This is a genomic window from Brevundimonas sp. Root1423, assembly GCF_001426805.1.
Genome location: NZ_LMFL01000004.1, coordinates 26,176 through 52,239 on the forward strand (window position 1 = coordinate 26,176; position 26,064 = coordinate 52,239).

Here is a 26,064-nt window from a genome sequence, read left to right on the forward strand (position 1 = left end):
TGCCCGACGGTGGCGTCGTGCCGCGGTGGAGGCTATCTCACCCCCATGCCCCGTTACGACCTCACCACCCCGGCCGGCCGGTTCAAGGCCCGGTGGGACTATGTCTGGAAGGATCACGCCTTCCTGCGCCGGTGGTTCATGAACGCCCACTGGCTGGGGCCCGATCTGGTGCGGACCAACCAGCCGTCGCCGCGCCAGCTGGCGTACTGGAAGACGCAGGGGATCAGGACGGTCATCAACCTGCGGGGTGCGCGGGACGAGGCCTATTATGCGCTGGAGAAGGAGGCCTGCGAACGGCTCGGCCTGACCCTGATCGACGCGCCGCTGGACTCGCGCGATCCACCGCAGAAGGACCGGGTGCACCGGGCGCGCGAACTGTTCCGGACCATCGACTATCCGGTGCTGATCCACTGCAAGTCAGGGGCGGACCGGGCCGGGATGATGGCGGTCTTCTATCGCCACTTCCATCTGGGCGAACCGATCAGCGTGGCCATCGACCAGCTGTCGAAAAAATACCTGCACCACCGCGAGGGGCTGACCGGGGTGCTGGACTATACGCTGGAGAAATACCTGAAGGAGGTCGAGCCGACGGGGGTCAGCTTCATCGACTGGATCGACAGCGACGCCTACGACCCGAAGGCGATCCGGGCCGAGTTCAAGGCCGGCTGGTGGGGCACGGTCCTGACCGAGAAACTGCTGAAGCGGGAGTAGGCGGCGTCAATCCCACGGCCGGGTCGGGTCGCGCGGGCCTGTCGAGGCCGGCGGCGGCGGGTCCTTGCCCTCCACGCCGGCGGCCCGCCTGGCCTCCCGACCTTCCGGCGACCGGTTGATCCAGCTTTTCCAGCCGCGCGCGCCGCGCCACACCCCGATCCACAGCACCAGCGCCATCAGCAGGAAGACGAGGGAGGCGATTTCCTCGCCGCCCAGGGTGCGTCCGAACAGGGTCATGGCTGCGGATCGCGGGGCAGGTCGCGGACCGGGGGCGCGTCGGCGAAGGCGTCGGCGCGGGGAATCGGGCGGGCCGGCTCACCCGGGGTGACGGGGTCGTTCCAGGCGGTGTCGCCTTCCTGCGGGCCCACGCGCGGGGAGTCCGGCTTGCGGCGGGTGGCCCAGACGACGATGGCGACGCCGAGGGCGACGAGGGCCAGGACGATCAGGGTGGGAGTCATGGGATTTCTCCGCTTTCAGGCGTGGCAATATACGCCTGAAAGCGTCCCAGGCCGAGGGGGAGTTCCGCTCAGTGGGCGTGGTCGTCGCCGCGCGGATCGATCATCCGGTGCGCGTGGAGGATGAAATACCGCATATGCGCATTGTCGACCGTGGCCTGGGCCCGGGCCTTCCACGCCTTGCGGGCTTCCTCGTAGTTGGGGAAGGCGCCGACGAATTCGACCTTGGACAGATCGCGGAACACCGGGGCGTCGAGGTGGCGCAGCTCGCCGCCGATGACGAGGTGCAGCAGCTGGGGGGCGTTGGATTCGGTGGTCATCAGGGGATCCGGTCGGTCTGGCGGGGCGCGAGCGGAATAGGCGCTGTGCGTCGTACGATCAACGGGTGAAGCGCCGGGGCGCTGCAGATCAGGCTGTTCTGCCGCGGATCGAACTGGTTGAAGCGCCAGGGATGGCCGTGGTGGTCGCTGACGCGGCCGCCCGCCTCCTCGACGATCAGGGCGCCGGCGCAGACGTCCCAATCCCATTTCGGGGTCAGGGCGATGGCGGCGTCGAAGGCGCCGGCGGCGACCAGGGCCATGCGGTAGGCGATGGCGTTGCGCTTCTCATAGCGCATGACCGGCCAGGGCTCGGGCCAGTGCGGCCCTTCCATCAGCCGGGCGTCGGCCAGGACCGAGGCGTCGTCCAGATCGGTGGTGTCCGAAGCGGTGATCGGTCGGCCGTTCAGGAAGGCGCCGCCGCCGCGCACGGCGGTGAAGGTCTCGCCCAGGGCCGGGGCGTGGATGACGGCGGCGACGGGCTGGCCGTCCTCGACGATGGCGATGGGAATGCACCACCACGGCTTGCCCTTCATATAGGCGACGGTGCCGTCGATGGGATCGGCCACGAACAGACGGCGCTGCGAGAGGCGCGCGTCGGTGTCGTCCGTTTCTTCCGACAGCCAGCCGTGGTCCGGCCGGGCGGAGAGCAGCGCGTCCTTCAGCAGGGCGTCCACGGCCATGTCGGCCGAGGTGACGGGCGAGCCGCCGGATTTGGACCAGATCTTTAGCCCGCCCTCGCGCTCGGCCAGCGCCAGGGTGCCGGCGGCGAGGGCCGCGTCGCGGATCAGCAGCAGGTCGGCGGCGAGGTCGGTCATTTGCCGGCGATGGCGACGCCGTCGAACAGCAGGGACGGGCTGTTGAACGAGCTGCGGAACTCCAGGTCCGAGCCGCGCTGCATGCGGGCGTAGAGGTCCAGCAGCTTGCCGGCGACAGTGACCTCGCTGACCGGCCAGGCGATCTGGCCGTTCTCGAACCAGAAGCCCGAGACGCCGGCCGACCAGTCGCCGGTGTGGGCGTTCAGCGACGGACCGAACATGGAGGTGACCAGAAGCCCGGTTCCGGCCTCGCCCATCAGGCCGGCCAGATCGACCTCGCCCGGCTCCAGATGCAGGTTGTGGGTCGCCACTCCGGGCGGGCCGGCGAGGCCGCGCGAGGCGTGGCCGGTCGAGGCCATGCCCAGCTGGGCCGCGGCGGCGCTGTTCAACAGCCAGGTGGTCAGAAGGCCGTCATCAATGATTGATTGGCGCGAGACGGCGACGCCCTCGTCGTCGAAGGGGGTGGAGCCGAGGCCGCGTGGCCGGAAGGGGTCGTCGATGAGGTTGACGCCGGCCGGCAGGACCCGCTGGCCCAGCCGATCCTTGAGGAAGGAGGCGCCGCGCGCGACCGACGGGCCGGACATGGCGCCCAGAAGCGGCGACAGAACCTGGCCGGCGACGCGGTTCTCGAAGATCACCGGGGCGGTGGTCGAGGCGATCTTGCGCGGGCCGGTGCGGGCGACGGCGCGACGTCCGGCCTCGGAGCCGATAGCCTCCGCGCCCGGGAGGTCCGAGAGGTGGCGCACGGCGCGATGCTCGCCCCCGCGCTCCATGGCGCCGTCCTTCTCGGCGATGACGCCGACGCCCAGCGAGAAGGCCGAGCCGTGATAGGCGCCGTCGAAGCCGTGCGAGGTCACCAGCCGCCAGCGGCTGGTCGAGGCTGAGGCGTGGCCCCCCTCGGATTTGGCGACGCCAGGCACGGCGAGGGCGGAGGCCTCGGCTTCCGCGGCGACGGCCTCCAGTTCGGCGGCGCTGCGTTCGGCCGAATCGTACAGGTCGAGGTCGGGAAGAGGGCCGCGGGCCAGCCGGTCCTGCGGGGCGAGGCCGGCGTAAGGGTCTTCCGGGGCGAGCCGGGCCATGGCCACCGCGCGCTCGACGAGCCGGGCGCGGGTCGCGTCGGACAGGTCGGAGGCGGAGACGGTCGCCTGACGCGTGCCGATGAAGACGCGGAGGCCCAGGTCGCGGCTTTCCTCGCGCTCGACGTCCTCGAGGGCGCCGTTGCGGACGCCGATGGACAGGGAGGCGCGCTCGGCCGAGACGGCCTCGGCGGCGTCGGCGCCGGCCCTCAGCGCGGCGGCGACCAGTTCGGGCAGGATGTCGGGAGAGGCGGCGGCGTCACGCGGGGAGGTCATGCCCCGATATGGCCGGGCCGGGGAGCCGGCGCAACCGGCTCGACGGGGTCGGCCGTTCGAGGGGCGTCAGCCGCCGCCATCAGCCATGCGCGGGACCGGCAAAGGCGTGCACGATGAGCATCAGGCCGGCGAGGCCCAGTGAGAGCCAGGTCAGGCCCATGCCGATGACACGGCCAGCGGTCGGGCGTTTTTCGCTCAGGCTAACGGCGTGAACCAGACGGCCGAGGAACAGGGCTGCGCCAAGGCCATGCAGCACGTAGGCGGGCATCCCCAGCATGGCCAGGACGGCGAGGGCGCCGATCCCCGCCGGGATGTATTCAGCGGCGTTGCCGAAAATCCGCGAGGCGAGCAGGACCTCGGCGTTGCCCCCGTCACCCAGCACGACCTTGTTCCCTCGTCGCGCCACCGCGACCCGAGCGCCGAGCACCACCATCAGCAGGATCATCAGGCCGCTCCACAGAGCGGCGGCCTGGCCGTGGGTCATGTCGGTCAGGATGTCCATGGATCAGGTCTCGCGCCCCACCGGATAGAGCCGGTAGCGGTCATCATAGAACGGGGTTCGCTCGTAGAACCACTGCAGACGCGCGTCGCCGTCGGCGGCGAAGGCCGGGTCGGCGGCCAGTTTGGCCTCGAAGGCGGCCTTCAGGGCGGGGTCGGCGGCCATCATGGCCTCGGCCAGCGGGGCGATGGCGTAGCCCTCGATGTATTCGACGCGGCTGAGCACCTCGGGGAACATGCCCCAGGCGAAGAAGCTCTCGCTCGACTGGGGCTCCAGCAGCAGGACGACGACGTCGCCCAGCGGCTGGTCGGTCGGCACGCGGACCGAGCCGGCGGGGAAGGTCCAGTCGCGGCGGCGGGGCGTCACGGCAGTGACGGCGACCTGCACATGGCCCTCGTTGTGGCGGGCGGCGACCTTGGGGTCGTCGAGGCTGAGCATCTCGACCGATACGGTGCGCGGCGCGTCGAGCGTCTCCATGCGGACGCCGTGGATCCGCAGGCGTTCGATGATGTCGGACCGATACGACGGCACCCAGTAGGCCTCAGGCCGCGCCAGGGTCAGGGTCGGCTTCGAACCGAAGAAGGGCAGGGCCCAGGGCTCGGGATCGGCCTGGCCGAGCCAGCGGATTTCCCGGCGGCCCGAGGCGGGGCTGTCATACGTCTCGTAGCGGATGCCCTTGAAGCTTCGGGTGTAGGCCGGAGTGGTCTCGGCCTGGAAGTTCGCCGGAATGGCGGCGGGGCGCAGGGCGCTGTCGGCGGTGATGGCGGCGCGCAGGGCGCTTCCGTCGCGGGCGAGCAGGCGCAAGGCGTCCTCGAGGAAGACATAGGTCCCCAGAACTCGCTGCTCATACGGTTTCAGGCTGTGGTTCTCGATCAGGATGGTCGGCACGTGGGCCGCGGTCCCCCAGCCGTTCGAGAAGCGCTCGCCGAGCCCGCCGTCCGACAGGCCCGCGCGCGGATTGGCGTCGTCGACGCCGAAGACCAGCTCGCCCGGGATATGGCCCCGGGCCTCCAGCCCCGCATTGATCACGGGCTTGAAGACGTCGTTCAGCCAGTGCGAACTGGCGGGCGAGCGGGAGTAGGCCCCGTTCTCGCCGTTGAAGCCGTAGGTGACGTCGTACTGGTAATCCATGCCGTCGGTGACGTGGATGTCGACGTAGAGGTCGGGCCGGTATTTGAGGATCAGGCCGCGCACCGCCCGCATCTCGGGCTGGTCCAGCTTGAGATAGTCGCGGTTCAGGTTCTGGTTGGCCGCGGTGTTGCGCCAGCCCTGGATGCGGGGACCGCGCTGGTTGGGGCGGCTGTAGGCCGAGGCGCGCTCGTGGCCGTCGACCGACAGGATGGGGATGAGGATCAGATTGACCCGGTCCAGCAACTCGTCCTTGCCGTTGAAGGCGATGTCGCGGAGCAGCATCATGCCCGCGTCCTTGCCGTCGATCTCGCCCGGGTGGATGCCAGCCTGGGCCATCAGAACGGGTTTGGACGGATCGAAGGCCGCGCCGTCCTTTGAGGCGATGACCGCGTAGATCGGCCGGCCCTCGGGCGAGACGCCGAACTGTTCGATGCGGATCAGGTCAGAGGCGGCGTCCAGCCGGTCGAACCAGGCCCGGGTGTCGGCATAGGTCGGGCTGAAGTCGTGAGCGGGATCGATCTCGAAGGCTGTGACCCAGGGGTCCGAGGCGTCGCGCAGCAGGGTTCGGCTGGCGCCGTCCCATTCGGGCGCGGGCGGCAGGAAGGGCTGATCCCACGGCGCGGCGTTGGGGACGGACGGGGACGCGGACTGGGACATGACGGGACTCGACACGAGGGCCGCGCAGGCGGCGAGGATCAGGGCGGAGCGCATGGCCCCCCTCATCCGCCGTCCGTTCGTTCGAGGCAAGTCCGCAAGGTTGGGCTTGAACGTGCGGGCGCGATCAGCCTGCGCTTAAACGGCCCGCTCATGGCTGCGGCTGGTGGCCGGGCCGAGGTTCTGGGCCCGCTGTTGCGACTGAAGGCGGTTCAGCGGTCGCGCTTGGCTTCCAGCCGGGTGATTATGGTCTGAAGTTCCGTGCGCCGCGCGGCGTGGGCGTTCAGCTGGGCCTGCTGCTCGGGGGTCAGGCCGCCCTGGGCCTGGCCGGCGGCCTGAAGTTCGGCGACCCTGTCGTCGATGGTCCCGACTTCGCTCTGGGCGTCCCACAGACGATCTTCCTCGGCCTCGGTCAGGCGCGGCGGAGCGGGGCGAGCCCGGCGCATGGGGGTGGCGCGGCCCCGGCCGGTCAGCACCTGGGCGTCAGCGACGGTCGGGACCGACACTGCGGGCATCGCCATGACGATGGCGGCGGCGAGGACGAGAACAGATTTCATCGGGACGGTTCCATGGGAGACAAGCCGGACCGGCACGTTAGATTACGGTTTCGTCATCTGGAAAGCGTTTTTTGGTCACAATCCGCCAAGGGACGCGGACAGCGTCGCTCCCGCGCATCACTTCCAGATCGGCGTTCCGTCACCCGGCAATCCGAGCGCGTCCCAGATGTCGGACACACGCGAAACGACGGCCTCCTCCATGCGGATTTCCTCGCCCCATTCGCGCTTCGTCTCGGGCGGCCATTTGTCGGTGGCGTCGAGGCCGATCTTGGAGCCGAGGCCGCTCTCGGGACTGGCGAAGTCCAGGTAGTCGATCGGGGTGTTCTCGATCAGGGTGATGTCGCGCGCCGGGTCCATCTTGGTCGAGATGGCCCACATGACCTGTTTCCAGTCGCGGGCGTCGATGTCGTCGTCCACGACGATCACCCACTTGGTGTACATGAACTGGCGCAGATAGCTCCAGACGCCCAGCATCACCCGCTTGGCGTGGCCGGGGTAGGCCTTCTTCATCGACACCACGGCNTCGGGCGGGAGCCAGAAGTCGGTGATCTCGGGGAACTGCTGGCGCAGCAGGGGGATGAAGACCTCGTTCAGCGCCTCGCCCAGCACCGAGGGCTCGTCCGGCGGGCGGCCGGTGAAGGTGGTCAGATAGATGGGGTCGCGGCGCATGGTGATGGCGGTGACCTGGAAGACCGGGAAGGTCTCGACCGAGTTGTAATAGCCGGTGTGGTCGCCGTAGGGCCCCTCGGGTGCGTGCTCGTCGAACAGGACATGGCCTTCCAGCACGATCTCGGCGTTGGCCGGGACCATCAACGGGATGGTCTTGCAGGGGACCAGCTCGGCCTTGGCCCCGCGCAGCAGGCCGGCGAACTGGTATTCCGACAGGGTGTCCGGCACGGGCGTCACCGCCGCCAGAATGGTCCCGGGATCGGCCCCGAGCACGACGGCGCAGGGCAGTGGGCCCTTCTTCCCCGCCTTCTTGTGCCGGGCGTAGTGCTGGGCCCCGCCGCGATGGGCCAGCCAGCGCATGATCGCCTTGTCCTTGCCCAGGACCTGCATGCGGTAGATGCCGAGGTTGAAGTCATCCTCGCGATCCTCCGACGGGCCTTTGGTGACGACGAGGCCCCAGGTGATCAGGGGCGCGGGCTCGCCGGGCCAGCAGCCCTGGACGGGCAGGGAGGTCAGGTCGATCTGGTCGCCCTTGAGCACGACCTGCTGGACGGGAGCGGTCTTCACCACCTTCGGCCGCATCGACATGACCGTCTGGGCCAGCGGCAGCATCTCCATGGCGTCCGACAGGCCGCGCGGCGGCGTCGGGTTGCGCAGGAACGCCAGCAGTTCGCCGACCTCGCGCAGCTCGGCGGCGGTGGTGCGGGTCTTCTTGTCCATGGTCACGCCCATGGCCACGCGCTTCACCGTGCCGAACAGATTGGCGAGGCAGGGGATGGGGCTGATCGAGCCGTCGGGCATGACGGGCTTTTCGAACAGGACCGCCGGGCCGCCGTTGCGCAGCAGCCGGGTCTGGATCTCGGTCATCTCGAGATGGGTGGAGACCGGCTCGGACACGCGAACCAGTTCGCCCTCGGCCTCAAGCATGGCCATGAAGTCGCGCAGGGATTTGTAGGCCAATGAAACGCTCCGTCCGAGCGTCATGGATTAGGCGGGCGCGGGCGTCGTGTCACGCCATGGCGGGTGCGGCCTTTTCAGTAGGCCCGCGTGTCCGACACCAGCGCCCATAGCGGCAGGTGCAGGGCGCTGGTCGCGGCGCCGATCTGGGCGGTGGTCAGATGTGCGCGGCCGGCCTCGGCGCGGCGGGCGTTCTCTACGGGCATGTGGATCAGGGCCGCGACGTCCTCGATGGACAGGCCCCGGTCTTCGCGCCACCGTTTCAGCCTCGCGCCGACCGCTGCATCAAGCGGATCGACGCCGGGAAACCCAAGCACCGAGCCCATGGTTCGCTCCCTTGGCGCGCCGACTCTGCGCGGCGCTTCAGGCCCATTCTTCATCCCATTTGAACGCGGGATCAATCCAGTCGCCGAGACGGCCGTCGGGGCGCGCGAGGGCGTGGATGCGGTCCATCTCCTCGGACGAGAGCTGGAAGTCGAAGATGTCGAAGCTCTCCTCGGCCCGGCTGACCTTGGAGGTGCGCGGAATGGCGATGACGTTCTGCTGGATCAGCCAGCGCAGGGTCACCTGACCGGGCGACTTGCCGTGAGCCTTTCCGATCTCGATCAGGGTGGGGTCGTCGGCGATCTTGCCCTGGGCCAGGGGCGACCAGGCGGTGATGGAGGAGCCCAGTTCCTTCGCCGCGGCCTTGAGCTTCGAGAGCTTGAGGTAAGGGTGGTATTCGACCTGGTTGGTGACCAGTTTGGCCTTCGACAGCGTCTGCGCCTCGCGGAACTCGGCCGAGGGGAAGTTGGACAGGCCGATGGTCCGGGTCAGGCCCTGCTCCTGCGCCTCGTTCAGGGCTCCGAGGGTTTCGGCGAATGACGGCTCGGTCTTCGGCCAGTGCAGCAGCAGTAGGTCGGGCGTGAAGCCGAGGCTGGCGGCGGATTCGCGGGCCTGCCTCAGCAGGCCCTCACGGTCGAAATGCTGCACCCAGATCTTGGTGGTCAGCCAGATGTCGTCGCGGGCGATGTGGCCGGCCTCGATGGCGTCGCGGATGCCGTCTCCGACCGCCGCCTCATTATGGTAGATCCAGGCCGTGTCGAGGTGGCGATAACCGATACGGAGGGCCTCGGCGACCATGCGCCGGGCGTCCTCGGGCGTCAGGTTCCAGGTTCCGAAGCCGAGCAGGGGAATGGCGTGGCCGTCGACGGTGATCACGGGCTGGTCGGTCATGGAAGGCTCCGGGCCCGGAAGCGGGCGGGGGAGCCGTCTAACTAGGCGCCGGGGCGTCCGGTTCAACCAGCCAGTCGAACATCTCGTCCCACAAAGTCTCCATGCCCTTCCGGAAGGCCCCCTCGTGGCCGATGCGCGCCGCCCCGTAGTCGGACGGGGCGCGGACGGCGACCTCGCGCGGCGCGTTGGGATAGACGTCGAGCAGGATAGGCGAGGTGACCGGGGTCGCGATCGGGTCGTCGGTGAAGATCCACGAGCGGATCGGGGCGGTCACGGCGTCGAAATGATGCGGCTGCAGCCGGTCCTTCAGCTCGTCGCGGAAATAGGGCTCCTTCAGGCACCAGCGCCGCCAGGTGGTGTAGACGCCGCGCGGCAGATCGGTCCCGGCCCACAGGCCGCCGCCCTTGATATAGCCATGCCGCATCAGGCTCCACGGGCCGTACAGCAGCCAGAACGTCAGTTCCAGCGGGTTGTAGGCCCGATGGTGGCGGCCCCAGAAGCCGCTGCCGACCGAGACGAAGGCGTGGCGCGCGATACGGTGCTGGTTGGGCATGAAGCCGAGGAAATGGCCGCCGACGCTGTGGCCGACATGGACGACCGTCAGGCCGGGCGCGGCCTTGAGCAGGGCGTCGAGTGCGGCGGGCATGTCGAGGCGGCCCCAGTCCGGATAGTCCATTTCCATGCCGGCCAGATCGTCGGGTCGCGATCCGGCGATGCCGCGGAAGTCATAGGTCAGGACCGCCGCGCCGCGCCCGGCCAGCCGGCGGGCGAACCGGTCGTAGAATCCCTTGGGAAAGCCCGTCCCCGAACTGACCATGACGGCGACGGTCGGGTCGGACGCCGAGACCAGACGCATGGACAGCGGATAGCCGTCGGCGGCCGGGGCGATGAAGTCGCGGATGACGAGGTCGCTCATTCGGGGTCCGTAGCTATTCGCAACGAACCTAGCCGATTGACGCGGCGTCAGGTCAAGGGTCTTGGACAGGGCCCGCGCGGTCGGCTAAAGGCCGTCGCCACTGTTCCGCCTTCCGAGCGATCTCATGACCGACGCCGCCCTTCCCGACCGCCTGTCCGTCGATCCCGACAGCCCCTTCCACGACGGCGAACTGCTGCAGAAGGGGATCGGCGTCCGCTTCAAGGGCGAGGACAAGACCAATGTCGAGGAATACTGCGTCTCGGAAGGCTGGGTCCGTCTGGCCGTCGGCAACCGCGTCGACCGTCGCGGCAAGGCTCTGACGGTCAAGCTGCAGGGGCCGGTCGAGCCGTACATCAAGGGCGAGTAAGCCCGGTTATGGCAGCAGGGTGAAAACTCTGGCCCGTCCAGCTTGTCCGTTGTCCTCGCACGGTCCAGGTTCCGGCTCCCCCGTCTGAGTCCCGGAGCCGTCATGCGTCTGTCCGCCCGCCTTCTCGCCGCCAGCGCGTTCGCGTTGACGCTCGCCGCTCCGGCCTTCGCGCAGGACGCCGCCACCATCCAGCGGGCTGAAGCGGTCCGTGACGCCGCGCTGAACCAGAACATCGCGCTCGACTACGTCACCCAGCTGACCACCCGCTTCGGACCGCGGCCGGCGGGATCGAAGGCTGAACAGGACGCCTCCGCCTGGGCCGCCGGCTACATGCGGGCGCAGGGCTTCCAGAACGTCCGCATCGAACAGTTCCCGCTGGTCGGCTGGGAGCGCGGCGAGGAGAGCGCCTCCATCGTGGGCGACCATCCCCAACGTCTGGCCATAGCCGCCCTGGGCCATTCGCCCGGCACCAACGGGGTGATCGAGGCCGAGGTCGTGCGCTTCGACAGCCTCGAGGCCCTGAACGCCGCCCCGGCCGGATCGCTGGCGGGCAAGATCGCCTTCGTCGACGCCGGCCAGATGGTGCGGATGCAGAACGGGGCGGGCTACGGCCCGCTGAGCCGCGTCCGGGGCGCGGGACCGGCCGCCGCCGCCGCCAAGGGCGCGGTCGCCTTCATCATGCGTTCGGCGGGCTCGGACGAGCACCGCATGCCCCATACGGGCACGACCCGCTATGTCGAGGGCCGCGTTCCGCTGCCGGGCTTCGCGCTCAGCGCGCCGGACGCCGACCAGGTCTCGCGCCTGATCGGGATGGGCGAGACGGTGCGGGTTCGCCTGTCCTCGACCGCGCACACCTATGAGACCGTGTCCCAGAACGTCATCGGCGACATCCCGGGGCGGTCGCGGCCCGAGGAGATCATCGTGCTGGGCTCGCACATGGACAGCTGGGACCTCGGCACGGGCGCCATCGACGACGGCGCCGGCGGGGCCATCACCCTGGCGGCCGCCAGAGCCATCCGCGACAGCGGCCGCCGTCCGGCCCGCACGGTCCGCGTGGTCCTTTACGGCTCGGAAGAGGTGGCCCAGCCGACCGACACCGGGAACGGCGGCGGCGCCTATCTGCGCGGCATCGGGACGGCGGTGGAGAAACACATCATCGCCGGCGAGAGCGATTTCGGCGCCGACCGGGTCTATGCGCTCGGCCTGCCGCCCGGCGCGCAGAACAGCGACTTCGCCAGGGCGGCGGCCCGGGTGCTGTATCCGCTCGGCGTCCTGTCGTCGGCCGAGCCCGAACTGCACGGCGGGGCCGACATCGGGCCCCTGGCCGGGGCCGGCGTGCCGGTGTTCGGCCTGAACCAGGACGGGACCCGCTATTTCGACCTGCACCACACGGCCGACGATACGATCGACAAGATCGATCCGAAGCAGATGAGCCAGAACGTCGCCGCCTGGGCCGCGCTGGTCTGGCTGATCGCGGATTCGGAGGTGGACTTCCGGGCGATGCGGCCGGCGGCGGCCGCGGCGCACTGAACGGTTTCCGGCTTGACCGGGGCGGGTCGCATGCGACGTTAGGTCGAATCCGGCTCTAACCGATGGGGGAACCATGAGCGACGACGACAAGGGCGGGCTGTATCCGCTGCAGCCGCAGAGCAACGGGCTGGGCGTCGCCTCGCTGGTGCTGGGCATATTGTCGATCGTGTTCGGGCTGATCCCGGTCATCGGCCTGATCTCGTGGATCCTGGCCCCGGTCGGGCTGGTTCTCGGCCTGGTCGCCCTCGGCAAGCCGACGGGCCGGAACATGGCGATGGGCGGCGTGGTGACCTCGGGCATCGGCCTGATGATCTGCATCCTCTGGGTGGTCGGCCTCGGCGCCCTGATGACCACCTCGGCCACCGTCGGCTACTGATCCGCGCGCATGGCCGAAGCCGGCGGGCGCTGCTAGATCACGCTCCGGCCCGCGAGCGTGGCGAAACTGGTAGACGCAAGGGACTTAAAATCCCTCGACTTCGGTCATGCGGGTTCGATCCCCGCCGCTCGCACCACGCGGCCCCTGATCCCGATCAAGTCTGGATCGCGGATGACGCCCGACCGGTTTTGACCCGCCCCAGCCACCGCGAAGCCCGCAGCGCGCGGACGACGCCACGCCAGCCGCCGGCCAGCAGACCGGTTCCCAGCGCCAGCGCCAGGACCGGCAGGGAGGGCGCGCCGAAGCGGAAGACCTCGGCGACCGGCGGCGCGTAGAGGCTGACGAGCAGAATCGCGCCCAGGCCCGCGCAGATGCCCCAGAAGAGCCGGCGATGCGGACCGAACAGGCCCACGCCCGCCGAAGCGCCGATCGCCATGGCCAGGGCCAGGTTGCCGACGGCGAGCGCGACATAGGCCGCGGCCCGGGCGACGGGTTCGCCCGCGGCGGGCAGGAGGCCCAAGTAGAGGGCGAGAACCGCCGCGAGGATGACAACGCCCTGCGCCAGCCCGGTGAGGATCTCGCGCACCCCGAAGAGCCCCGCGGTCCGGGCCCGCGGCGGCCGTCGCATGGCGTCCGGCTCGCTCGGCTCGGCCTCGAAGACGAGGGAGCAGACCGGGTCGATCACCAGCTCCAGCAGGACCACATGGACCGGGAACAGGAGGGGCGGCGCGCCAAGCAGGATCGGCAGCAGGGCCAGGCCGGCGATCGGCACGTGGATGGCGGTTATGTAGACCAGAGCGCGGCGCAGGTTGGTGAAGATGCGGCGGCCCAGCCGCACCGCGCCGAGGATGGACCCGAACCGGTCGTCGAGCAGAACGAGGTCCGCCGCCTCCCGGGCGACGTCGGTGCCGCGCGCGCCCATGGCCACGCCGATATCCGCGGCTTCCAGCGCCGGGGCGTCGTTGACCCCGTCGCCCGTCATGGCCACGACCGAGCCGTTGGCCTGGAAGGCGCGGACAAGCGCCAGCTTCTGGCCGGGTTGCACCCGCGCGAACACCCGGACGGTGCGCAGCCGCTCCGCCAGGGCGGCGTCGCCAAGCCCTGCGATCCCGGCGCCGGTCATCAGGCCGCCTGACACGTCGATCCCGGCGTCGGTGGCGATCTTCAACGCCGTCGCGGGATAGTCTCCGGTGATCATGGCCACGCCGATGCCGGCCGTCCGGGCGTCCTGGAGCGCGGCCGGCACGTCCGGGGCGACGGGGTCGAGGAATCCGACAAGACCCCTGAAGGCGAAGACGAGCGCCTCCGGGGCCGCGACCGGGGCGTCATGGACCGCCTCGGCGACGGCCAGGACCCTCAGCCCGTCGGAGGCCAGCCGCTCAAGCGCGGACCGCGCCGATGCGGTCTCGAGGGGCGTCATCCGGCAGAGGGCGAAGACCGCTTCCGGCGAGCCCTTGGCCGCGGTGCGCAGCCGCCCGGCCTCACGCCAGGTCTGGACCACCGCCAGCCGATGCGGCGCCAGCGGCCAGACCTGTTCCGGCCGATCCGTCGCCGGCGGCCCCAGCGCCGTCAGGGCCATGTCCATGGGATCGGTCGGTTGCGGACTGCTGGCCAGAACCGCCATGTCCAGCACCGCCCTCAGGGACGGCGCCAGGTCGTCGTCTTCGGGCGGCCCCTCGGCTTCCGGCGACCAGAGAACGACCACGGCCATGCGGTTTTCGGTCAGGGTGCCGGTCTTGTCGACGCAAAGCAGGGTGGCCCCGCCCAGCGCTTCGATGGCGGCGGCGCGCCGCACCAGCACCCGATGCTGCGCCAGGCGCCAGGCGCCGAGGGAGAGAAAAACCGACAGGACCACCGGGAATTCTTCCGGGATCAGGGCGATGGCGATGGTGATGCCGGCCAGGGCGCCTTCGATCCAAAGGCCCCGCAGCAGGCCGTAGGTCATGGCCACGGCGACGGCGAAGACGAGCGCCAGGACGCCGATCCAGACGACGATGCGGCCCGTCGATTTCTGCAGGGGCGTGCGGTCCCTGTCGATCGTCGACAGCGAGGCGCCGATCTCGCCCAGGGCGGTGCGCGGGCCGGTCGCTGTGACGCGAAGCACGCCCTGCCCGGCGACGACGAGGGTTCCGGCGAAGACCCGGTCTGACAGGGCGCCGTCCGACGATCCGCCGGCGCCGCTGCGGACGACCGGGACGGATTCGCCCGTCAGCGCCGATTCGTCGATCTGCAGGACCTCCGGTCCGATCAGCACGCCGTCGGCCGGGGCCCGCTGGCCTTCGGCCAGAAGCACGATATCCCCGCGCACCACCTCCCGCGCCGGGATCGCCAGGGTCCGGCCCGCGCGGACCACCCGGACCACGGGATCCGCGAGGCTGCGAAGCGCCCTGAGCGCGGCCTCGCTCCGGACCTCCTGGGCCACGACCAGGGCAATGGTGGCGAGGCCGGCCGCCGCCAGCAGCAGCCCCTCCGTCCGATCGCCGAGCGCCAGATAGAGCCCCGAGGCGGCGGCGAGCAGTACGAACATCGGCTCGCGCAGAGCCGAGAGGGCGATCGCCGCCACGGGCCGGGTCCGGTCCGCCGACAGCAGATTGGGCCCTTCCGCAGCCAGCCGCCGGGCCGCCTCTTCCGCGTGGAGTCCATGGAAGGACGGTTCCGGGGGCATGGCGATTCCACTGGCGCCCGGCCAGGCGCGGGCGTGATCCTCCCAGCTTGGGCGTATCCGCCCGCGGGACCTTGACGCGGATCAAGTCGGCCCCTCCGGGGACCGAATTCGACGCCTCTCACGGCAGGGTCGGAGGTGTCGCGCCCAGCCGCTCGAAGGCTTCCCGCAGTACGGCCCGCTGGCCCAGGTGAATCCGCGTCAGGGCCTCCGGCTCGCCAAAGTAGCGCGCGGCGTCGACCTCCGGCACGGCGACGAGCCGCCCGGACCGGGGAGGCCACTCGAGCTCGAACGACCCGCTGCGAAAACCTTGCAGGTCGAGGTCGCCCTCGGCCAGCCAGCAGTGGACGATCTTGCCTCCGCCGGTGCGTACGGGGGTCAGCGCGGCGTGCGGGGGCGGGGGCTCCAGTCCGGTTTCCTCCCGGAACTCGCGCAGCGCCGCCTCAGGGAGCGTCTCTCCGGCATGGGGCAGTCCCTTCGGGATCGACCAGGCGGCGGCGTCCCGGCCGCGCCACCAGGGACCGCCGGGATGCACCAGCAGAACCTCCGGTCCCGCTGGCCCGGGCCGATGGATGAGAAGACCCGCGCTGTCGATGGGCATGGCCGGCTCCGTCCTGCGAGGCGTGGTGACCGGATTATGGGTATGATCCGCGATCCGGAACCAGCGTCCCGGACGGAAGGCGCGCTCAATCCGCGTGGTGCGCCGCGATCCGGCGAGCGGCCGCCCGCCCGAAAAGCAGAAGCGCCAGGCCGCTGCTGATCAGGGCGGTCCCGACCAGAGGCCCCCAGCCCGGCGTCGCGCCAACGAAGGCACCGCCGGAAAGTGCGATCGCGGCGATCACGGAGGCCAGGGCGGAAGCGAACAGCCACCGCCAGGCGCCGGCGGGGCGAAGCTTCAGGGCGAGCGCCAGCTGGACGCCGCCGTCCATCACCAGGGTCGAGATCACCAGAATGGCGACGGCCAACGCTCCGGTGCGCGGATTGTAGAACAGGAAGGCCCCCGAGGCCGCGGCGACCACGCCCGCGATCAGGACGCCCCTCAGCGGTCGCCCGCCCAGCAGCAGGATCAGCCAGACGGCCAGGAGGGTCACGCCCCCGAACCAGAGTAGCCAGCCTGATGTCCCGCCCAGAATGACGCCGGCCGGGAGCGGCGCCCCGAACACGACGGCGCCGACCAGAATGAAGACCAGCGCCGCCAGGAAGACCAGGCGGGGCCGGAGGTCGAGGTGGCGCAGCATCCCGTCGGACCATTGCGGCAGAGCGTCTGTCGTCATCATCGCCTCCTGAGGACCGTTCTCCATCCCTCTCCGTGGCGATTCCCGCCTTGATGTCGATCAAGGCGCGGGTCGCCGTCCACTGCATTTCTGGCGGAGCGTCGTTGAGGCGCGCAGCATCACAGAGCAACCCCATGACCTTCCGCACCGCTTCGTTCCCGACCCGCACCGGGGGCCTGACCGGGACGTCGCCGGTCGATACTGGCGCCGCGGCCCGAAAGGTCGCGATCCCGGTGAAGGGCGGTTGAAGGAGGCCGGCATGGAACTCGCGGGTCCAAGCCTGATCGTGGTCGCCGACGGACGGCAGGCCCGGTTGTTCGAAGAACACCGCCGGGGTGGACCATTGACCGACGTCACCACCTTGCTTGGCGATCTGTCGCCTCATCGGCCGGAGGCTTCGGGCTCCCGAGGCGGCGCCCACGACCGTCTCGGTCCGGCCTCCCACACGGGCGACGGGCCGACGCCCCAGGACCGACGCGAGGCTGACTTCGTCGGCCTTGTGGGCGTCCGGGCGGCGGAGATCATGCGACGGGGCGGCTATCAGGACCTGATCCTGATCGCCGCGCCCCGCGCGCTCGGCCAGCTGCGGCAGGCGATGGCGCACGCCCGCGTCACGGTGGCCGAAACCGAGGCCCATGACCGTGTGTCCGAGACCCCGGCGTCGCTCCGGACCCGCCTGCGCGAGCTCCGCCTGGGCGCCTAGCGCGGCGGACAGCTTGATCCTGATCAAGGCCGCCTCGGTCTGGCGGGTCATGGTTGGTCCTGGGCGGAGAGCCGAACCCCGGTCAGGAAAGGCGGCCATGACCCTGACGCGCGCCGCGACCGCCTCGCGCCGCAGCTAAGGAGGTGACCCGTGCCCGCCAGGCTTGCTGAATTTTCCGATCGCGCCGAAGCGGGCCGTCGTCTCGGCGAGGTTCTGGCGGACCGTGTCCATGGCGACGTGATCGTCTACGCCATCCCGAGGGGCGGGACCCTCGTGGCGCTCGAGGTGGCGCGCGCCCTGGGCGCTCCGCTCGACCTGGCGCTCGTGCGCAAGATCGGCGCGCCCGGGAACCCGGAGGTGGCGCTGGCGGCCGTGATCGACGGGCGTCATCCCCGCACCATCGTCAACGAGGACGTCGTGAGGGTTTCCGGGGCCTCGGCGGACTATCTGGAGCGTGAGCGGGTCGCGGGGCTGGAGGAAATCGAGCGGCGCCGGCGGCTGTACTTCAGGGATCACGAACGCCTTGATCCCGACGGACGTGTCGCCGTGCTCGTCGACGACGGGCTGGCCACCGGGGCCACGGCGCGCGCCGCGATCGCGGGACTGCGGGCCCAGGGCGTCCGCCGCATCCTGCTGGCGGTCCCGGTGGCGCCTCCGGCTCTCGTGGCGGTCCTGCGGCATGAGGTGGACGAGATCGTCTGCCTTTCGGAGCCGGAGCCCTTCCGGTCCGTCGGCCAGGCCTATGGGGATTTCCACCAGGTGGAGGACGCCGAGGTGATCGCCTGCCTCGACGCCTCCCGCGCCTGAACCGGCGGGACTCGGTCGAGGTCGCCTTCGATTTCGACGAGTGCGATCCGGGCGTGCTGGAGATGCTTCGGCAGGCCGTCGCCGGCGCCAAACGCAATGGCCGGCCTGTCGGAATCTGCGGCGAGGCGCCGGCGTCCTATCCCGAAGCGGCGGGCCTGCTGGCTGAAGCGGGGATCGACTCGATCAGCGTCAATCCGGGACGCTTTCCAAAAACCGTCGCGGCCGTGGCCCGCGCCGAGGCCGCCAAGGCCTCGTGACCGGGCTCAGAGCGGGGTGACGTCGGGACTCCGCGGCCGGCCGACTCCCAGCCGCCCGAGCAGCATTCCGGCCGGACAGAAGCCGGTGACCGAGGCCTGCATCAGGTTCACGCCCACGAACACCGTCAGCCACACCCAGGCCGGGTGAACCCAATGGGTTAAGGCCAGGCTGAGCAGGACCATGAATCCGGCGAACATCATGACGGCGCGGTCGAGACTCATGGCCTGTTTTCCTGAACGGGGGCGGGGCGGCGCAGCTTGTGTGCGCCGATCAGGTCGAGGGCCAGCTTCTCATAGAGGGGCTCGGCCTGGCCCTTGCGGACCTTGTGGAGGAAATAGCCTTCGAAGGCGACCTTGGCCGTGTGCACCCAGCGGCCGCTGGCCGACCAGTTGATGTTGCGCGGCGGAATCTGCGGCTGGGCCATGAAGGCCACGCCGCCGTCGCCGAAATCGGCCAGACAGATGGCGTTCCAGCTGGCCTCGTTGGTCGGGGCCTCGCCGTCGAGGATCTGCTTCAGATTGGCCGAGATGGCCGTGACCATGCTCTCGATCATGAAGCCGGTCTTGGGCACGCCCACGGGCACCGGCGTCGGGCCGGTCGGCGGGATCGCGATGCAGACGCCGAGGGCGAAGATGTCGGGCCAGGTCGGATTGCGCTGGTGCTTGTCGACGAGGATGAAGCCGCGGGGATTGGTCAGCCCCTCGACCCCGCGCACCGCCTCCACGCCCCGGAAGGCCGGCAGCATCATGGAGTAGGCGAACGGCAGGTCGTGGCTCGCCTTTACGGCTCCGTCCTCACCGACCTCCTCGACATGCATCAGGCCGGCGTCGACGCTCTTCACCTTGGCATTGGTGATCCATTTGATGTGCCGCTGACGCATCTCGCTTTCCAGCAGCCCCTTGGTGTCGCCCACTCCGTCAAGGCCGAGGTGGCCGATGTAGGGCTCGGAGGTCACGAAGGTCATCGGCACGCGGTCGCGCAGCTTGCGCCGGCGCAGTTCGGTGTCGAGGATCATGGCGAACTCATAGGCAGGCCCGAAGCAGGACGCGCCCTGGACCGCCCCGACGACGATCGGACCGGGGTTCTGCACGAACGCGTCGAAGGCCTCGGCCGCGTGCACGGCGTGGTCGACATGGCAGATCGAGACCGTATGGCCGTCAGGCCCGAGGCCCGGAATCTCGTCGAAGGCCAGGTCGGGACCGGTGGCGATGACCAGATAATCGTAATGCAGGGCCCGGCCGTCGGCGAGATCGACGCCCTTTTCGGCGGGCCGGATGCGGCTGGCGCCGACATTGATGAATTCGACGCCCTTGCGCTTCATCACCTCCGTCAGGCTGACCTCGATGGCCTCGCGCTTGCGCCAGTGCACCGCCACCCAGGGGTTGGAGGGGGTGAAGTGGAAGGTGTCGCCCTTCGACACCATGACGATCCGCGCCCGGTCGCCGAGCGCGTGGCGGATGTCATAGGCGGCGATGGCGCCGCCGAGGCCTGCGCCGAGGATGACGATGGTGGGCCGGTTCATGCGCGGTTTCCTTCCCGGGACGATTCCGATGCCTGATCCTGCGCCGCCCGGACCGTCGCGCCTTGATCGTAGTCAAGGCCAGGGATCGGCGCCGGGAGGACAGTTCTCGGGCTTGCATTCATATTAGCACTGCCTAATATTAGCGCAAACTTACATAAGGACATCCGATGACGAAGCCCACGGCCCTGTTCGCCGCCCTCGCCACCGCCGCCCTTCTGGCCGGCGGCCTGTCGGCCTGCGGCGGGGAGCCCGAGGTCGTGGCGGCCGCGCCGGTACGAGGCGAACGCCTCGCCGTGACCGAGGCCCTGATAGACGCGGTCAAGCCGGCTTCGGCCATTGTCGCTTCCCGCGACCTCGGCGAGGCGCGAGCCCGCATTCCGGGCACGCTCACGCAGCTGAACGTGCGCGAGGGCGATACCGTGCGCCAGGGCCAGGTCATCGGCGTGGTCACCGACAACCGGGTCGGCCTCGAGACGGCGGCGTTCGGCGCACAGGTCGCGGCGGCCGAGGCCGAGGCCGCGCGCGCCCGGGCCGACCTGTCGCGAATCCAGACCCTGTTCGATCGGGGCATCTACGCCCAGGCGCGGCTCGACCAGGCCCTCGCAGCCTCCCAGGCCGCCAACGCCCAGGTCCGGGCGGCGCGCGCCGTGCGCTCGGCCAGCGCCGAGACCGGCGCCCAAGGCCGGATTCTCGCCCCGACGTCCGGTCGGGTGCTCGCCGCCGACGTGCCCGCCGGCTCGGTGGTCAACGCCGGACAATCCGTCGCCACCATCACCGCCGGCCCGCTGGTCCTCAGGCTGGAGCTGCCCGAGGCCCAGGGCCGCAACCTGCGGGTCGGCCAGACCGTCGCCCTGTCTGGCGAGGACTTGCCCGGCGTGACAAGCGGCGCGATCGCCCAGGTCTATCCAGCCTCGACGGCCGGGCGGACCACGGCCGACATCGCCGTCGACGGCCTCGCAAGCGACCGGGTCGGACAGCGGGTCATCGTCCAGGTGCCGGTCGGCCAGCGCCGCGCCCTCGTCCTGCCGCTTCGCTTCGTCGCCACCCGCTTCGGCATCGACTTCGTCCGCACCGTCGACCGCGCCGGCCGCGTCAGCGAGGCGCCCGTTCAGCTGGGGGGGCGCGTCCCGGGCGATCGGGTGGAGGTGCTGTCGGGCCTGAGGGCCGGCGACATCGTCCTCGCCCCTGCAAGCGCGCCCGCACCGGAGCGCGCCCGATGAACCTCGGCCTTTCCGGACGCCTGACCCGCGCCACGCTCAATTCGCCGCTGACTCCCCTGATGCTGCTGGCGGCGATCGCCGTCGGCCTGATGGCCGTGCTGTCGATCCCTCGCGAGGAGGAGCCGCAGATCAGCGTGCCGATGGTCGACATCATGGTCGCGGCCCCGGGGCTGAGCGCCTCCGACGCCACCGAACTGGCGGCCAAGCCGCTGGAAGCCATCGTCCGCAGCATCGACGGCGTCGAACACGTCTACACCCAGGTGCAGGACGACCAGGTGATGGTCACCGCCCGCTTCGTGGTCGGCTCGGATCCCGACGACGCGGCGGTTCGCGTCCACGAGAAGGTGCGCGCCAGCTACGGCTCCATCCCCGTCGGCGTGTCCGAGCCGCAGATCGTCACCCGGGGCATCAACGACGTGCCCGCCGTGGTCCTGACCCTGACGCCGCGCGCCGACGCGGCCGGGCGCTGGAGCGACCAGGCCCTGTACGACGTCGCCGCCCGCCTCCGCACCGAGATCGGGAAGGTCGAGGACGTCGGCCTGACCTTCATCGTCGGCGGACGACCGTCCGAGATCAGGGTCGAGCCCGATCCGGCCCGCATGGCCGCGCGCGGCGTGGCCCTGTCCTCGGTGCTCGAGACGGTCTCCCAGGCCAACCGCAGCTTCCCCGCCGGCGCCTTCCGCGACCAGGGCCAGGCCGTCGCCCTGCGCTCGGGCGAGCGGCTGGCCACCCCGGACGACGCCTCCCTGCTGACCGTCCGTTCGATGGCGGGCGAGCCCGTCTATCTGCGCGACGTGGCCGCCGTCGTGCAGGCCCCGCGCGAGGACCAGGCCCGCGCCGCCCACTACGCCCGCGTCGGCGACGGCTGGAGGGGCACGCCCGCCGTCAGCCTGGCGGTGGCCAAGCGCCAGGGCGCCAACGCCGTGGTCGTCTCGCACGGGGTGATGCAGCGGGTCGAGGCGCTGAAGGGCACGCTGATTCCGGACGGCCTCGAGGTCGTGGTCACCCGCGATTACGGCGAGACAGCCAATGAAAAGGCCAATGAGCTGCTCATGCACCTCGGCCTCGCGACAATCTCCATCGTCATCCTGATCGGTTTCGCCATTGGCTGGCGCGAGGCGGGCGTCACGGCGGTGGTGATCCCGACCACCATCCTGCTGACCCTCTTCGCCTCCAACCTGATGGGCTACACCATCAACCGCGTCAGCCTGTTCGCCCTGATCTTCTCGATCGGCATCCTCGTCGACGACGCCATCGTCATGATCGAGAACATCGCCCGGCACTGGGCCATGGACGACAGCCGCAGCCGCGCCCAGGCCACCGTCGAGGCCGTGGCCGAGGTTGGCAATCCGACCGTGGTCGCCACCCTGACCGTGGTCGCCGCCCTGCTGCCCATGCTGTTCGTCTCGGGCCTGATGGGCCCCTATATGGCGCCGATTCCGGTCAACGCCTCGGCGGCCATGGTCTTCTCCTTCTTCGTCGCCGTGGTCATCGCGCCCTGGCTGATGATCCGCCTGGCCCGCAAGACCCTGGCCGGCGGCCACGGCCACGAGCACGGCGAGGGCCTGCTGGGCCGCGTCTACCGCAAGGTGGCGACACCGGTCATCCGCTCGCGCCGCAGCGCCTGGACCTTCCTGATCGTCGTCGGCCTCGCCACCCTGCTGGCCATGTCGATGTTCGGCTTCCGGGCCGTGCCGGTGAAGTTGCTGCCGTTCGACAACAAGTCCGAGCTGCAGGTCGTGCTGGACATGCCGGAGGGGACCAGCCTCGAGGCCACCGAGCGCACCCTCGCCGGAGCCGCGGCCGTGGCGGGCCTCCTGCCCGAGGTGGAATCGCTGGAGAGCTACGCGGGGACGGCGGCGCCGTTCAATTTCAACGGCCTGGTGCGCCACTACTTCCTGCGCGCCGGGGCCGAGCAGGGCGATCTGGCCGTCATGCTGGCGCCCAAGGGCGAACGTAGCCGCAGCAGCCACGCCATCGCGCTCGACCTGCGCCGCCGTCTGGCCGACCTGCCGCTGCCGACGGGTTCGTCGATCAAGGTGGTCGAGGCCCCGCCGGGTCCGCCCGTGCTGGCGACCCTGCTGGCCGAGGTCTACGGCCCCGATCCCGCGACGCGCCGCGCCGTCGCCGCCGAGCTGGAGACCCTGTTCCGCGCCGAGTCCTCGGTGGTCGATGTCGACAACAGCTACGGCGTACGTCGGCCGGTCCTGCGCCTGATTCCCGACCGCGAGAAGATCGAGCGGTTCGGCCTGTCCGAACGCGAGGTGCACGACTCCATCGCCGCCGTCATGGGCGGCCAGATCCTGGGCTACGCCGCCCGCGACAACGAGCGGACCCCGGTCGAGATCGCCGTGCGCCTGCCCCAGTCGGCCCGGACCTGGAACGAACAGATGGCCGTCATGCCCGTGGCCGTGACCACCCTCGACGGCGGCCGGCGCCTGGTCGAACTGGGCGAGATCGTCGAGGCCCGTCACGAGCTGGCGAGCTGGCCGGTCTACCGCCGCGACGGCCGCGCCGCCGAGATGGTCACCGCCGAACTGGCCGGCCAGTTCGAGGCCCCGATCTACGGCATCCTGGCCATCGACGCGGCCATCAAGGACCACGACTGGAAAGGCCTGCCGCGTCCCGAGGTCCGCCTCAACGGCCAGCCGACGGACGAGACCCGGCCCACGGTGCTGTGGGACGGCGAGTGGGAGATCACCTGGGTCACCTTCCGCGACATGGGCGCCGCCTTCGGCGTGGCCCTGCTGGGGATCTATGTTCTGGTCGTCGCCCAGTTCAAGGATTTCCGCATTCCGCTGGTGATCCTGACGCCCATCCCCCTGACCCTGATCGGCATCGTCATCGGCCACATGCTGTTCGGCGCGCCCTTCACCGCCACCTCGATGATCGGCTTCATCGCCCTGGCGGGGATCATCGTGCGGAATTCGATCCTGCTGGTCGATTTCATCCGCCACGCCCGAACCCCGGGACGACCCCTGCGCGAGATCCTGCTGGAGGCCGGGGCCATCCGCTTCAAGCCCATCCTGCTCACCGCCCTGGCGGCCATGATCGGGGCGGCGGTGATCCTGTTCGACCCGATCTTCCAGGGTCTGGCGATCTCGCTGCTGTTCGGCCTGATCTCCTCGACGATTCTGACGGTGCTGGTGATCCCGGCCATCTATATCGCGTTGAAGGACGACGGCCGCCCCCTGGCCGCCGAAGAGGCGCCATGACCGACACCCTGCCCACGCCCAACGCCGACGCCCTGGCCAGGCTCGAAGCCAGCGCCGCGCCTGCCGCGCGCCTGATGCGCCTGTTCGCCAACGAGCAGCGGCTGATGCTGATGTGCCGGCTCAGCGAGGGCGACTGCCCCGTTGGCGATCTGGCCGACTACGTCGGACTGTCCCAGTCGGCCTGCTCCCAGCACCTCGCCCGCCTGCGCGACGCCGGCGTCATCGCCCCCCGCCGCGACGCCCAGACCATCTACTACGGCATCGCCGATCCGGCCGCGGCCCGGGTCATCGCCCTGCTCTGCGACCTCTACCGCGACAAACCAAAGGACCCGACTCCATGACCTATTTCCATGCCCGCACCATCGAGGGCGACTTCGAAGCCGTCGTCGAGCGCACCCGCGCCGCCCTGCAGAAGCACGGCTTCGGCGTCCTCACCGAGATCGACGTCCAGGCCACGCTGAAGACCAAGATCGGGCAGGACTTCCGCCCCTACCGCATTCTCGGCGCCTGCAATCCGGTCATGGCGCACGAGGCGCTGAAGATGGAGCCTCATGTCGGCGTCATGCTGCCCTGCAACGTCGTGGTGCAGCAGGCGGAAGGCGGCGTCGAGGTCTTCGCCGTCGACCCCGCCGCCTCGATGGCCGCGATCGACAATGCCGAACTGCTGGGTCACGCGCGAACGGTGGGCGAGCATCTGCGGGCGGCCGTCGACGAAATTTGACGTCGACGGGGCCACCCGCCGGCGCACCCCGGCGGGGCGATTTTTGTTATCTGAATGTCGGGCGCGGGCCGTGGACGGCGGGACCCGCATCCCGATCCGCCGCGATCGCCCTGCGCACGTCGTCGGGGACGTGCGAGAGCAGGAGCGGCCGGGGCGCGGTCGCGAGGAGCGATCGCGTGACGCCGCCGAACCATTTTTCTGCCGTGGGGGATCGGCTGTAGCCCCCGACGACGACGAGGTCGGCGGTGAAGTCCTCCGCGGCCTCGATGATCGTCTCGGCCACGGCGGCGGCGCCCGATTCCATGGATTTCACGGTGGCGCGCACGCCGACGGCCTCCAGGAGGGCTGTCAGTTCGGCGGTGGCGTCGGGCCGTGCGGCCTGATCGACCACGAGGACGATCGCCAGCGCGTCCGCGGCCATCAGCGGCAAGGCGTCGTCGACGGCCTGCCGCGCCGCCATGCTGCCGTTGCACCCGATCAGCACGCGGCCGCCGATAGCTCCGGTCCAGGCGGCCGGGATGATGAGGATGGGCCGGGCGGCGCGCAGGAGGAGCCTGTCCGCGGACAGGGCCTCGGACAAGCCGGGCAGGCGAGGGTGGCCGACGACGATCAGGTCGCCGGTGGTCGCGAATTCGCCGGCGTCCGGATCGTCGTCCCACGCGGGGCGGAATTCCGCCTCGACCCCGTAAGGCTGGACGAGGGCGTCGAAGGCCTGTCGCGCTGCGGAGACGAGCGCCTGTTCGCGGTCCGCCTGATGCTCCAGCACTTCGTGGATCGCTTCGGCGCCGCGCGCGAAGGTCTCGGGCGGGGACGGAAAGGGACGATGCAGACCCCGGAGTCCGGTGAGTCCGACGCCCAGCCGCCGCGCCAGGGCGGCGGCCTGGCGGCCCAGAAGGTCCCCATGGAGCGAGCCGTCCAGACAGACGATGATCCGGCGTATGGACTTGTCCATGGCGACCTCCATTTCCATCAGTCTGCCGTTCCGGTGCGCGCTGGACATTGATCGAGCGCAAGGCGCGCGCGCCTTGACACGAGGACAGTCCGGGCCTGTCTTCCCGGTTCCGAGGGACTCCGCTGCTCCATCCCGAGGAGGTCCGGCCGGCGCCCGGAAGGGCTGAACCCGCGGCCAGGGTGCGTTCGACGGTCGGGTATGAGGAG

General features: G+C 70.4%; 28 protein-coding genes, 1 tRNA gene and 2 pseudogenes. 12 read left to right on the forward strand and 19 right to left on the reverse strand.

Features of this window, described 5'->3' with window-relative positions; genetic code table 11:
* Window positions 1-45 precede the first annotated feature (45 nt).
* Window positions 46-711, forward strand: a complete 666-nt coding sequence (locus ASD25_RS03775; RefSeq protein ID WP_055828629.1) for a beta-lactamase hydrolase domain-containing protein — start codon at window positions 46-48, stop codon at window positions 709-711.
* 6 nt (window positions 712-717) lie between these two features.
* Here the strand turns inward: ASD25_RS03775 and ASD25_RS03780 are convergent, their stop codons facing one another.
* The 13 genes and pseudogenes from ASD25_RS03780 to ASD25_RS03835 all read right to left on the reverse strand — a co-directional run bounded on the left by ASD25_RS03780 (window position 718) and on the right by ASD25_RS03835 (window position 10,251).
* The gene (locus ASD25_RS03780) at window positions 718-948 is read right to left on the reverse strand and encodes a hypothetical protein (protein ID WP_055828632.1); all 231 of its coding nucleotides are present in this window, start codon (window positions 946-948) and stop codon (window positions 718-720) included.
* A complete protein-coding gene (locus tag ASD25_RS03785) occupies window positions 945-1,169 on the reverse strand; it encodes a hypothetical protein (RefSeq protein WP_055828635.1) in 225 nt (74 codons plus the stop codon). Before ASD25_RS03785 ends, ASD25_RS03780 begins: the two co-directional genes overlap by 4 nt.
* Window positions 1,170-1,237: 68 nt before the next feature.
* Complete coding sequence (locus tag ASD25_RS03790; RefSeq protein WP_055828638.1) at window positions 1,238-1,486, reverse strand: DUF4170 domain-containing protein; 249 nt, start codon at window positions 1,484-1,486, stop codon at window positions 1,238-1,240.
* Window positions 1,486-2,301 (reverse strand): 3'(2'),5'-bisphosphate nucleotidase CysQ, encoded by an 816-nt coding sequence (locus tag ASD25_RS03795; RefSeq protein WP_055828641.1) that lies wholly within the window; start codon window positions 2,299-2,301, stop codon window positions 1,486-1,488. Before ASD25_RS03795 ends, ASD25_RS03790 begins: the two co-directional genes overlap by 1 nt.
* Window positions 2,298-3,653, reverse strand: coding sequence for a TldD/PmbA family protein (locus ASD25_RS03800; protein ID WP_055828644.1), 1,356 nt, complete (start codon window positions 3,651-3,653; stop codon window positions 2,298-2,300). The genes ASD25_RS03795 and ASD25_RS03800 overlap by 4 nt, the downstream gene beginning before the upstream one ends.
* 79 nt (window positions 3,654-3,732) lie before the next feature.
* Window positions 3,733-4,155, reverse strand: coding sequence for an MAPEG family protein (locus ASD25_RS03805; protein ID WP_156376916.1), 423 nt, complete (start codon window positions 4,153-4,155; stop codon window positions 3,733-3,735).
* Between the two features lie 3 nt (window positions 4,156-4,158).
* Entirely contained in the window at window positions 4,159-5,994 is a 1,836-nt protein-coding gene (locus tag ASD25_RS03810) for a M14 family metallopeptidase (RefSeq protein WP_055828646.1), read from the reverse strand.
* A gap of 155 nt (window positions 5,995-6,149) precedes the next feature.
* Window positions 6,150-6,494, reverse strand: a complete 345-nt coding sequence (locus ASD25_RS03815; RefSeq protein WP_055828649.1) for a hypothetical protein — start codon at window positions 6,492-6,494, stop codon at window positions 6,150-6,152.
* Between the two features lie 117 nt (window positions 6,495-6,611).
* A pseudogene (locus ASD25_RS31605) lies at window positions 6,612-7,016 on the reverse strand (UbiD family decarboxylase domain-containing protein); the annotation flags it as partial.
* A gap of 1 nt (window position 7,017) precedes the next feature.
* A pseudogene (locus ASD25_RS03820) lies at window positions 7,018-8,123 on the reverse strand (UbiD family decarboxylase); the annotation flags it as partial.
* 74 nt (window positions 8,124-8,197) lie between these two features.
* Window positions 8,198-8,446, reverse strand: a complete 249-nt coding sequence (locus ASD25_RS03825; protein ID WP_055828656.1) for a helix-turn-helix domain-containing protein — start codon at window positions 8,444-8,446, stop codon at window positions 8,198-8,200.
* Window positions 8,447-8,483: 37 nt separating this feature from the next.
* The gene (locus ASD25_RS03830; RefSeq protein WP_055828659.1) at window positions 8,484-9,335 is read right to left on the reverse strand and encodes an aldo/keto reductase; all 852 of its coding nucleotides are present in this window, start codon (window positions 9,333-9,335) and stop codon (window positions 8,484-8,486) included.
* Window positions 9,336-9,372: 37 nt separating this feature from the next.
* Entirely contained in the window at window positions 9,373-10,251 is an 879-nt protein-coding gene (locus tag ASD25_RS03835) for a serine aminopeptidase domain-containing protein (protein WP_055828663.1), read from the reverse strand.
* Window positions 10,252-10,375: 124 nt separating this feature from the next.
* On the opposite strand from ASD25_RS03835, the gene ASD25_RS03840 reads away from it, so the two are divergent.
* From ASD25_RS03840 to ASD25_RS03855, 4 genes are all read left to right on the forward strand, one after another.
* The gene (locus tag ASD25_RS03840; RefSeq protein WP_055828666.1) at window positions 10,376-10,618 is read left to right on the forward strand and encodes a DUF3297 family protein; all 243 of its coding nucleotides are present in this window, start codon (window positions 10,376-10,378) and stop codon (window positions 10,616-10,618) included.
* Window positions 10,619-10,720: 102 nt separating this feature from the next.
* Window positions 10,721-12,148, forward strand: coding sequence for a M20/M25/M40 family metallo-hydrolase (locus ASD25_RS03845; RefSeq protein ID WP_055828669.1), 1,428 nt, complete (start codon window positions 10,721-10,723; stop codon window positions 12,146-12,148).
* Between the two features lie 73 nt (window positions 12,149-12,221).
* Window positions 12,222-12,524 carry a hypothetical protein gene (locus ASD25_RS03850; protein WP_055828672.1) on the forward strand — a complete coding sequence of 101 codons (303 nt, stop codon included), beginning with the start codon at window positions 12,222-12,224 and terminating at the stop codon, window positions 12,522-12,524.
* Window positions 12,525-12,575: 51 nt separating this feature from the next.
* Window positions 12,576-12,660 (forward strand) — tRNA-Leu (locus tag ASD25_RS03855).
* Window positions 12,661-12,678: 18 nt separating this feature from the next.
* Here the strand turns inward: ASD25_RS03855 and ASD25_RS03860 are convergent.
* From ASD25_RS03860 to ASD25_RS03870, 3 genes are all read right to left on the reverse strand, one after another.
* Window positions 12,679-15,189: a cation-translocating P-type ATPase gene (locus ASD25_RS03860; protein WP_055828675.1), complete on the reverse strand. Its 2,511-nt coding sequence runs from the start codon at window positions 15,187-15,189 to the stop codon at window positions 12,679-12,681.
* 118 nt (window positions 15,190-15,307) lie between these two features.
* On the reverse strand, window positions 15,308-15,787 hold the full coding sequence (locus ASD25_RS03865; protein ID WP_055828679.1) for an NUDIX domain-containing protein: 480 nt from the start codon (window positions 15,785-15,787) through the stop codon (window positions 15,308-15,310).
* An 85-nt stretch (window positions 15,788-15,872) separates the two neighbouring features.
* Window positions 15,873-16,460 carry a hypothetical protein gene (locus tag ASD25_RS03870; RefSeq protein WP_156376917.1) on the reverse strand — a complete coding sequence of 196 codons (588 nt, stop codon included), beginning with the start codon at window positions 16,458-16,460 and terminating at the stop codon, window positions 15,873-15,875.
* Between the two features lie 259 nt (window positions 16,461-16,719).
* Between ASD25_RS03870 and ASD25_RS03875 the strand changes: the two genes are divergently transcribed.
* The 3 genes from ASD25_RS03875 to ASD25_RS31610 all read left to right on the forward strand — a co-directional run bounded on the left by ASD25_RS03875 (window position 16,720) and on the right by ASD25_RS31610 (window position 18,227).
* Window positions 16,720-17,163 (forward strand): host attachment protein, encoded by a 444-nt coding sequence (locus ASD25_RS03875; protein WP_156376918.1) that lies wholly within the window; start codon window positions 16,720-16,722, stop codon window positions 17,161-17,163.
* 150 nt (window positions 17,164-17,313) lie between these two features.
* Complete coding sequence (locus ASD25_RS03880) at window positions 17,314-17,970, forward strand: phosphoribosyltransferase (RefSeq protein WP_055828688.1); 657 nt, start codon at window positions 17,314-17,316, stop codon at window positions 17,968-17,970.
* A complete protein-coding gene (locus tag ASD25_RS31610) occupies window positions 17,967-18,227 on the forward strand; it encodes a putative PEP-binding protein (RefSeq protein ID WP_255356138.1) in 261 nt (86 codons plus the stop codon). Before ASD25_RS03880 ends, ASD25_RS31610 begins: the two co-directional genes overlap by 4 nt.
* A gap of 6 nt (window positions 18,228-18,233) precedes the next feature.
* On the opposite strand, the gene ASD25_RS03890 is transcribed toward ASD25_RS31610, so the two are convergent.
* Window positions 18,234-18,449, reverse strand: coding sequence for a DUF2892 domain-containing protein (locus ASD25_RS03890; RefSeq protein ID WP_055828693.1), 216 nt, complete (start codon window positions 18,447-18,449; stop codon window positions 18,234-18,236).
* On the reverse strand, window positions 18,446-19,750 hold the full coding sequence (locus tag ASD25_RS03895; protein ID WP_055828696.1) for an NAD(P)/FAD-dependent oxidoreductase: 1,305 nt from the start codon (window positions 19,748-19,750) through the stop codon (window positions 18,446-18,448). Before ASD25_RS03895 ends, ASD25_RS03890 begins: the two co-directional genes overlap by 4 nt.
* 167 nt (window positions 19,751-19,917) lie before the next feature.
* Between ASD25_RS03895 and ASD25_RS03900 the strand changes: the two genes are divergently transcribed.
* Genes ASD25_RS03900 through ASD25_RS03915 form a run of 4 tightly spaced genes read left to right on the forward strand, consistent with a single transcriptional unit; the run spans window position 19,918 to window position 24,906 of the window.
* Window positions 19,918-20,970, forward strand: a complete 1,053-nt coding sequence (locus ASD25_RS03900) for an efflux RND transporter periplasmic adaptor subunit (RefSeq protein WP_055828700.1) — start codon at window positions 19,918-19,920, stop codon at window positions 20,968-20,970.
* The gene (locus ASD25_RS03905) at window positions 20,967-24,185 is read left to right on the forward strand and encodes an efflux RND transporter permease subunit (protein WP_055828702.1); all 3,219 of its coding nucleotides are present in this window, start codon (window positions 20,967-20,969) and stop codon (window positions 24,183-24,185) included. Before ASD25_RS03900 ends, ASD25_RS03905 begins: the two co-directional genes overlap by 4 nt.
* Entirely contained in the window at window positions 24,182-24,526 is a 345-nt protein-coding gene (locus ASD25_RS03910) for a helix-turn-helix transcriptional regulator (RefSeq protein WP_055828705.1), read from the forward strand. Before ASD25_RS03905 ends, ASD25_RS03910 begins: the two co-directional genes overlap by 4 nt.
* The gene (locus ASD25_RS03915) at window positions 24,523-24,906 is read left to right on the forward strand and encodes a DUF302 domain-containing protein (RefSeq protein ID WP_055828708.1); all 384 of its coding nucleotides are present in this window, start codon (window positions 24,523-24,525) and stop codon (window positions 24,904-24,906) included. The genes ASD25_RS03910 and ASD25_RS03915 overlap by 4 nt, the downstream gene beginning before the upstream one ends.
* A gap of 46 nt (window positions 24,907-24,952) precedes the next feature.
* Here ASD25_RS03915 and ASD25_RS03920 read toward each other — a convergent pair whose 3' ends face one another.
* Window positions 24,953-25,858, reverse strand: coding sequence for a universal stress protein (locus ASD25_RS03920; protein ID WP_162246618.1), 906 nt, complete (start codon window positions 25,856-25,858; stop codon window positions 24,953-24,955).
* Between the last annotated feature and the right edge of the window lie 206 nt (window positions 25,859-26,064).

Excerpts from the sequence above, each read along its gene's own strand:
- ASD25_RS03875 (WP_156376918.1), top strand. The coding sequence starts at position 16,720 with ATGGAACTCGCGGGTCCAAGCCTGATCGTGGTCGCCGACGGACGGCAG.
- ASD25_RS03910 (WP_055828705.1), top strand. The coding sequence starts at position 24,182 with ATGACCGACACCCTGCCCACGCCCAACGCCGACGCCCTGGCCAGGCTC.
- ASD25_RS03915 (WP_055828708.1), top strand. The coding sequence starts at position 24,523 with ATGACCTATTTCCATGCCCGCACCATCGAGGGCGACTTCGAAGCCGTC.
- ASD25_RS03795 (WP_055828641.1), bottom strand. The coding sequence starts at position 2,301 with ATGACCGACCTCGCCGCCGACCTGCTGCTGATCCGCGACGCGGCCCTC.
- ASD25_RS03870 (WP_156376917.1), bottom strand. The coding sequence starts at position 16,460 with ATGACGACAGACGCTCTGCCGCAATGGTCCGACGGGATGCTGCGCCAC.
- ASD25_RS03800 (WP_055828644.1), bottom strand. The coding sequence starts at position 3,653 with ATGACCTCCCCGCGTGACGCCGCCGCCTCTCCCGACATCCTGCCCGAA.
- ASD25_RS03890 (WP_055828693.1), bottom strand. The coding sequence starts at position 18,449 with ATGAGTCTCGACCGCGCCGTCATGATGTTCGCCGGATTCATGGTCCTG.
- ASD25_RS03815 (WP_055828649.1), bottom strand. The coding sequence starts at position 6,494 with ATGAAATCTGTTCTCGTCCTCGCCGCCGCCATCGTCATGGCGATGCCC.
- ASD25_RS03895 (WP_055828696.1), bottom strand. The coding sequence starts at position 19,750 with ATGAACCGGCCCACCATCGTCATCCTCGGCGCAGGCCTCGGCGGCGCC.
- ASD25_RS03780 (WP_055828632.1), bottom strand. The coding sequence starts at position 948 with ATGACCCTGTTCGGACGCACCCTGGGCGGCGAGGAAATCGCCTCCCTC.
- ASD25_RS03785 (WP_055828635.1), bottom strand. The coding sequence starts at position 1,169 with ATGACTCCCACCCTGATCGTCCTGGCCCTCGTCGCCCTCGGCGTCGCC.
- ASD25_RS03840 (WP_055828666.1), top strand. The coding sequence starts at position 10,376 with ATGACCGACGCCGCCCTTCCCGACCGCCTGTCCGTCGATCCCGACAGC.
- ASD25_RS03805 (WP_156376916.1), bottom strand. The coding sequence starts at position 4,155 with ATGGACATCCTGACCGACATGACCCACGGCCAGGCCGCCGCTCTGTGG.
- ASD25_RS03900 (WP_055828700.1), top strand. The coding sequence starts at position 19,918 with ATGACGAAGCCCACGGCCCTGTTCGCCGCCCTCGCCACCGCCGCCCTT.
- ASD25_RS03790 (WP_055828638.1), bottom strand. The coding sequence starts at position 1,486 with ATGACCACCGAATCCAACGCCCCCCAGCTGCTGCACCTCGTCATCGGC.
- ASD25_RS03920 (WP_162246618.1), bottom strand. The coding sequence starts at position 25,858 with ATGGACAAGTCCATACGCCGGATCATCGTCTGTCTGGACGGCTCGCTC.
- ASD25_RS03830 (WP_055828659.1), bottom strand. The coding sequence starts at position 9,335 with ATGACCGACCAGCCCGTGATCACCGTCGACGGCCACGCCATTCCCCTG.
- ASD25_RS03850 (WP_055828672.1), top strand. The coding sequence starts at position 12,222 with ATGAGCGACGACGACAAGGGCGGGCTGTATCCGCTGCAGCCGCAGAGC.
- ASD25_RS03810 (WP_055828646.1), bottom strand. The coding sequence starts at position 5,994 with ATGCGCTCCGCCCTGATCCTCGCCGCCTGCGCGGCCCTCGTGTCGAGT.
- ASD25_RS03775 (WP_055828629.1), top strand. The coding sequence starts at position 46 with ATGCCCCGTTACGACCTCACCACCCCGGCCGGCCGGTTCAAGGCCCGG.
- ASD25_RS03865 (WP_055828679.1), bottom strand. The coding sequence starts at position 15,787 with ATGCCCATCGACAGCGCGGGTCTTCTCATCCATCGGCCCGGGCCAGCG.
- ASD25_RS03825 (WP_055828656.1), bottom strand. The coding sequence starts at position 8,446 with ATGGGCTCGGTGCTTGGGTTTCCCGGCGTCGATCCGCTTGATGCAGCG.
- ASD25_RS03905 (WP_055828702.1), top strand. The coding sequence starts at position 20,967 with ATGAACCTCGGCCTTTCCGGACGCCTGACCCGCGCCACGCTCAATTCG.
- ASD25_RS03860 (WP_055828675.1), bottom strand. The coding sequence starts at position 15,189 with ATGCCCCCGGAACCGTCCTTCCATGGACTCCACGCGGAAGAGGCGGCC.
- ASD25_RS03845 (WP_055828669.1), top strand. The coding sequence starts at position 10,721 with ATGCGTCTGTCCGCCCGCCTTCTCGCCGCCAGCGCGTTCGCGTTGACG.
- ASD25_RS03835 (WP_055828663.1), bottom strand. The coding sequence starts at position 10,251 with ATGAGCGACCTCGTCATCCGCGACTTCATCGCCCCGGCCGCCGACGGC.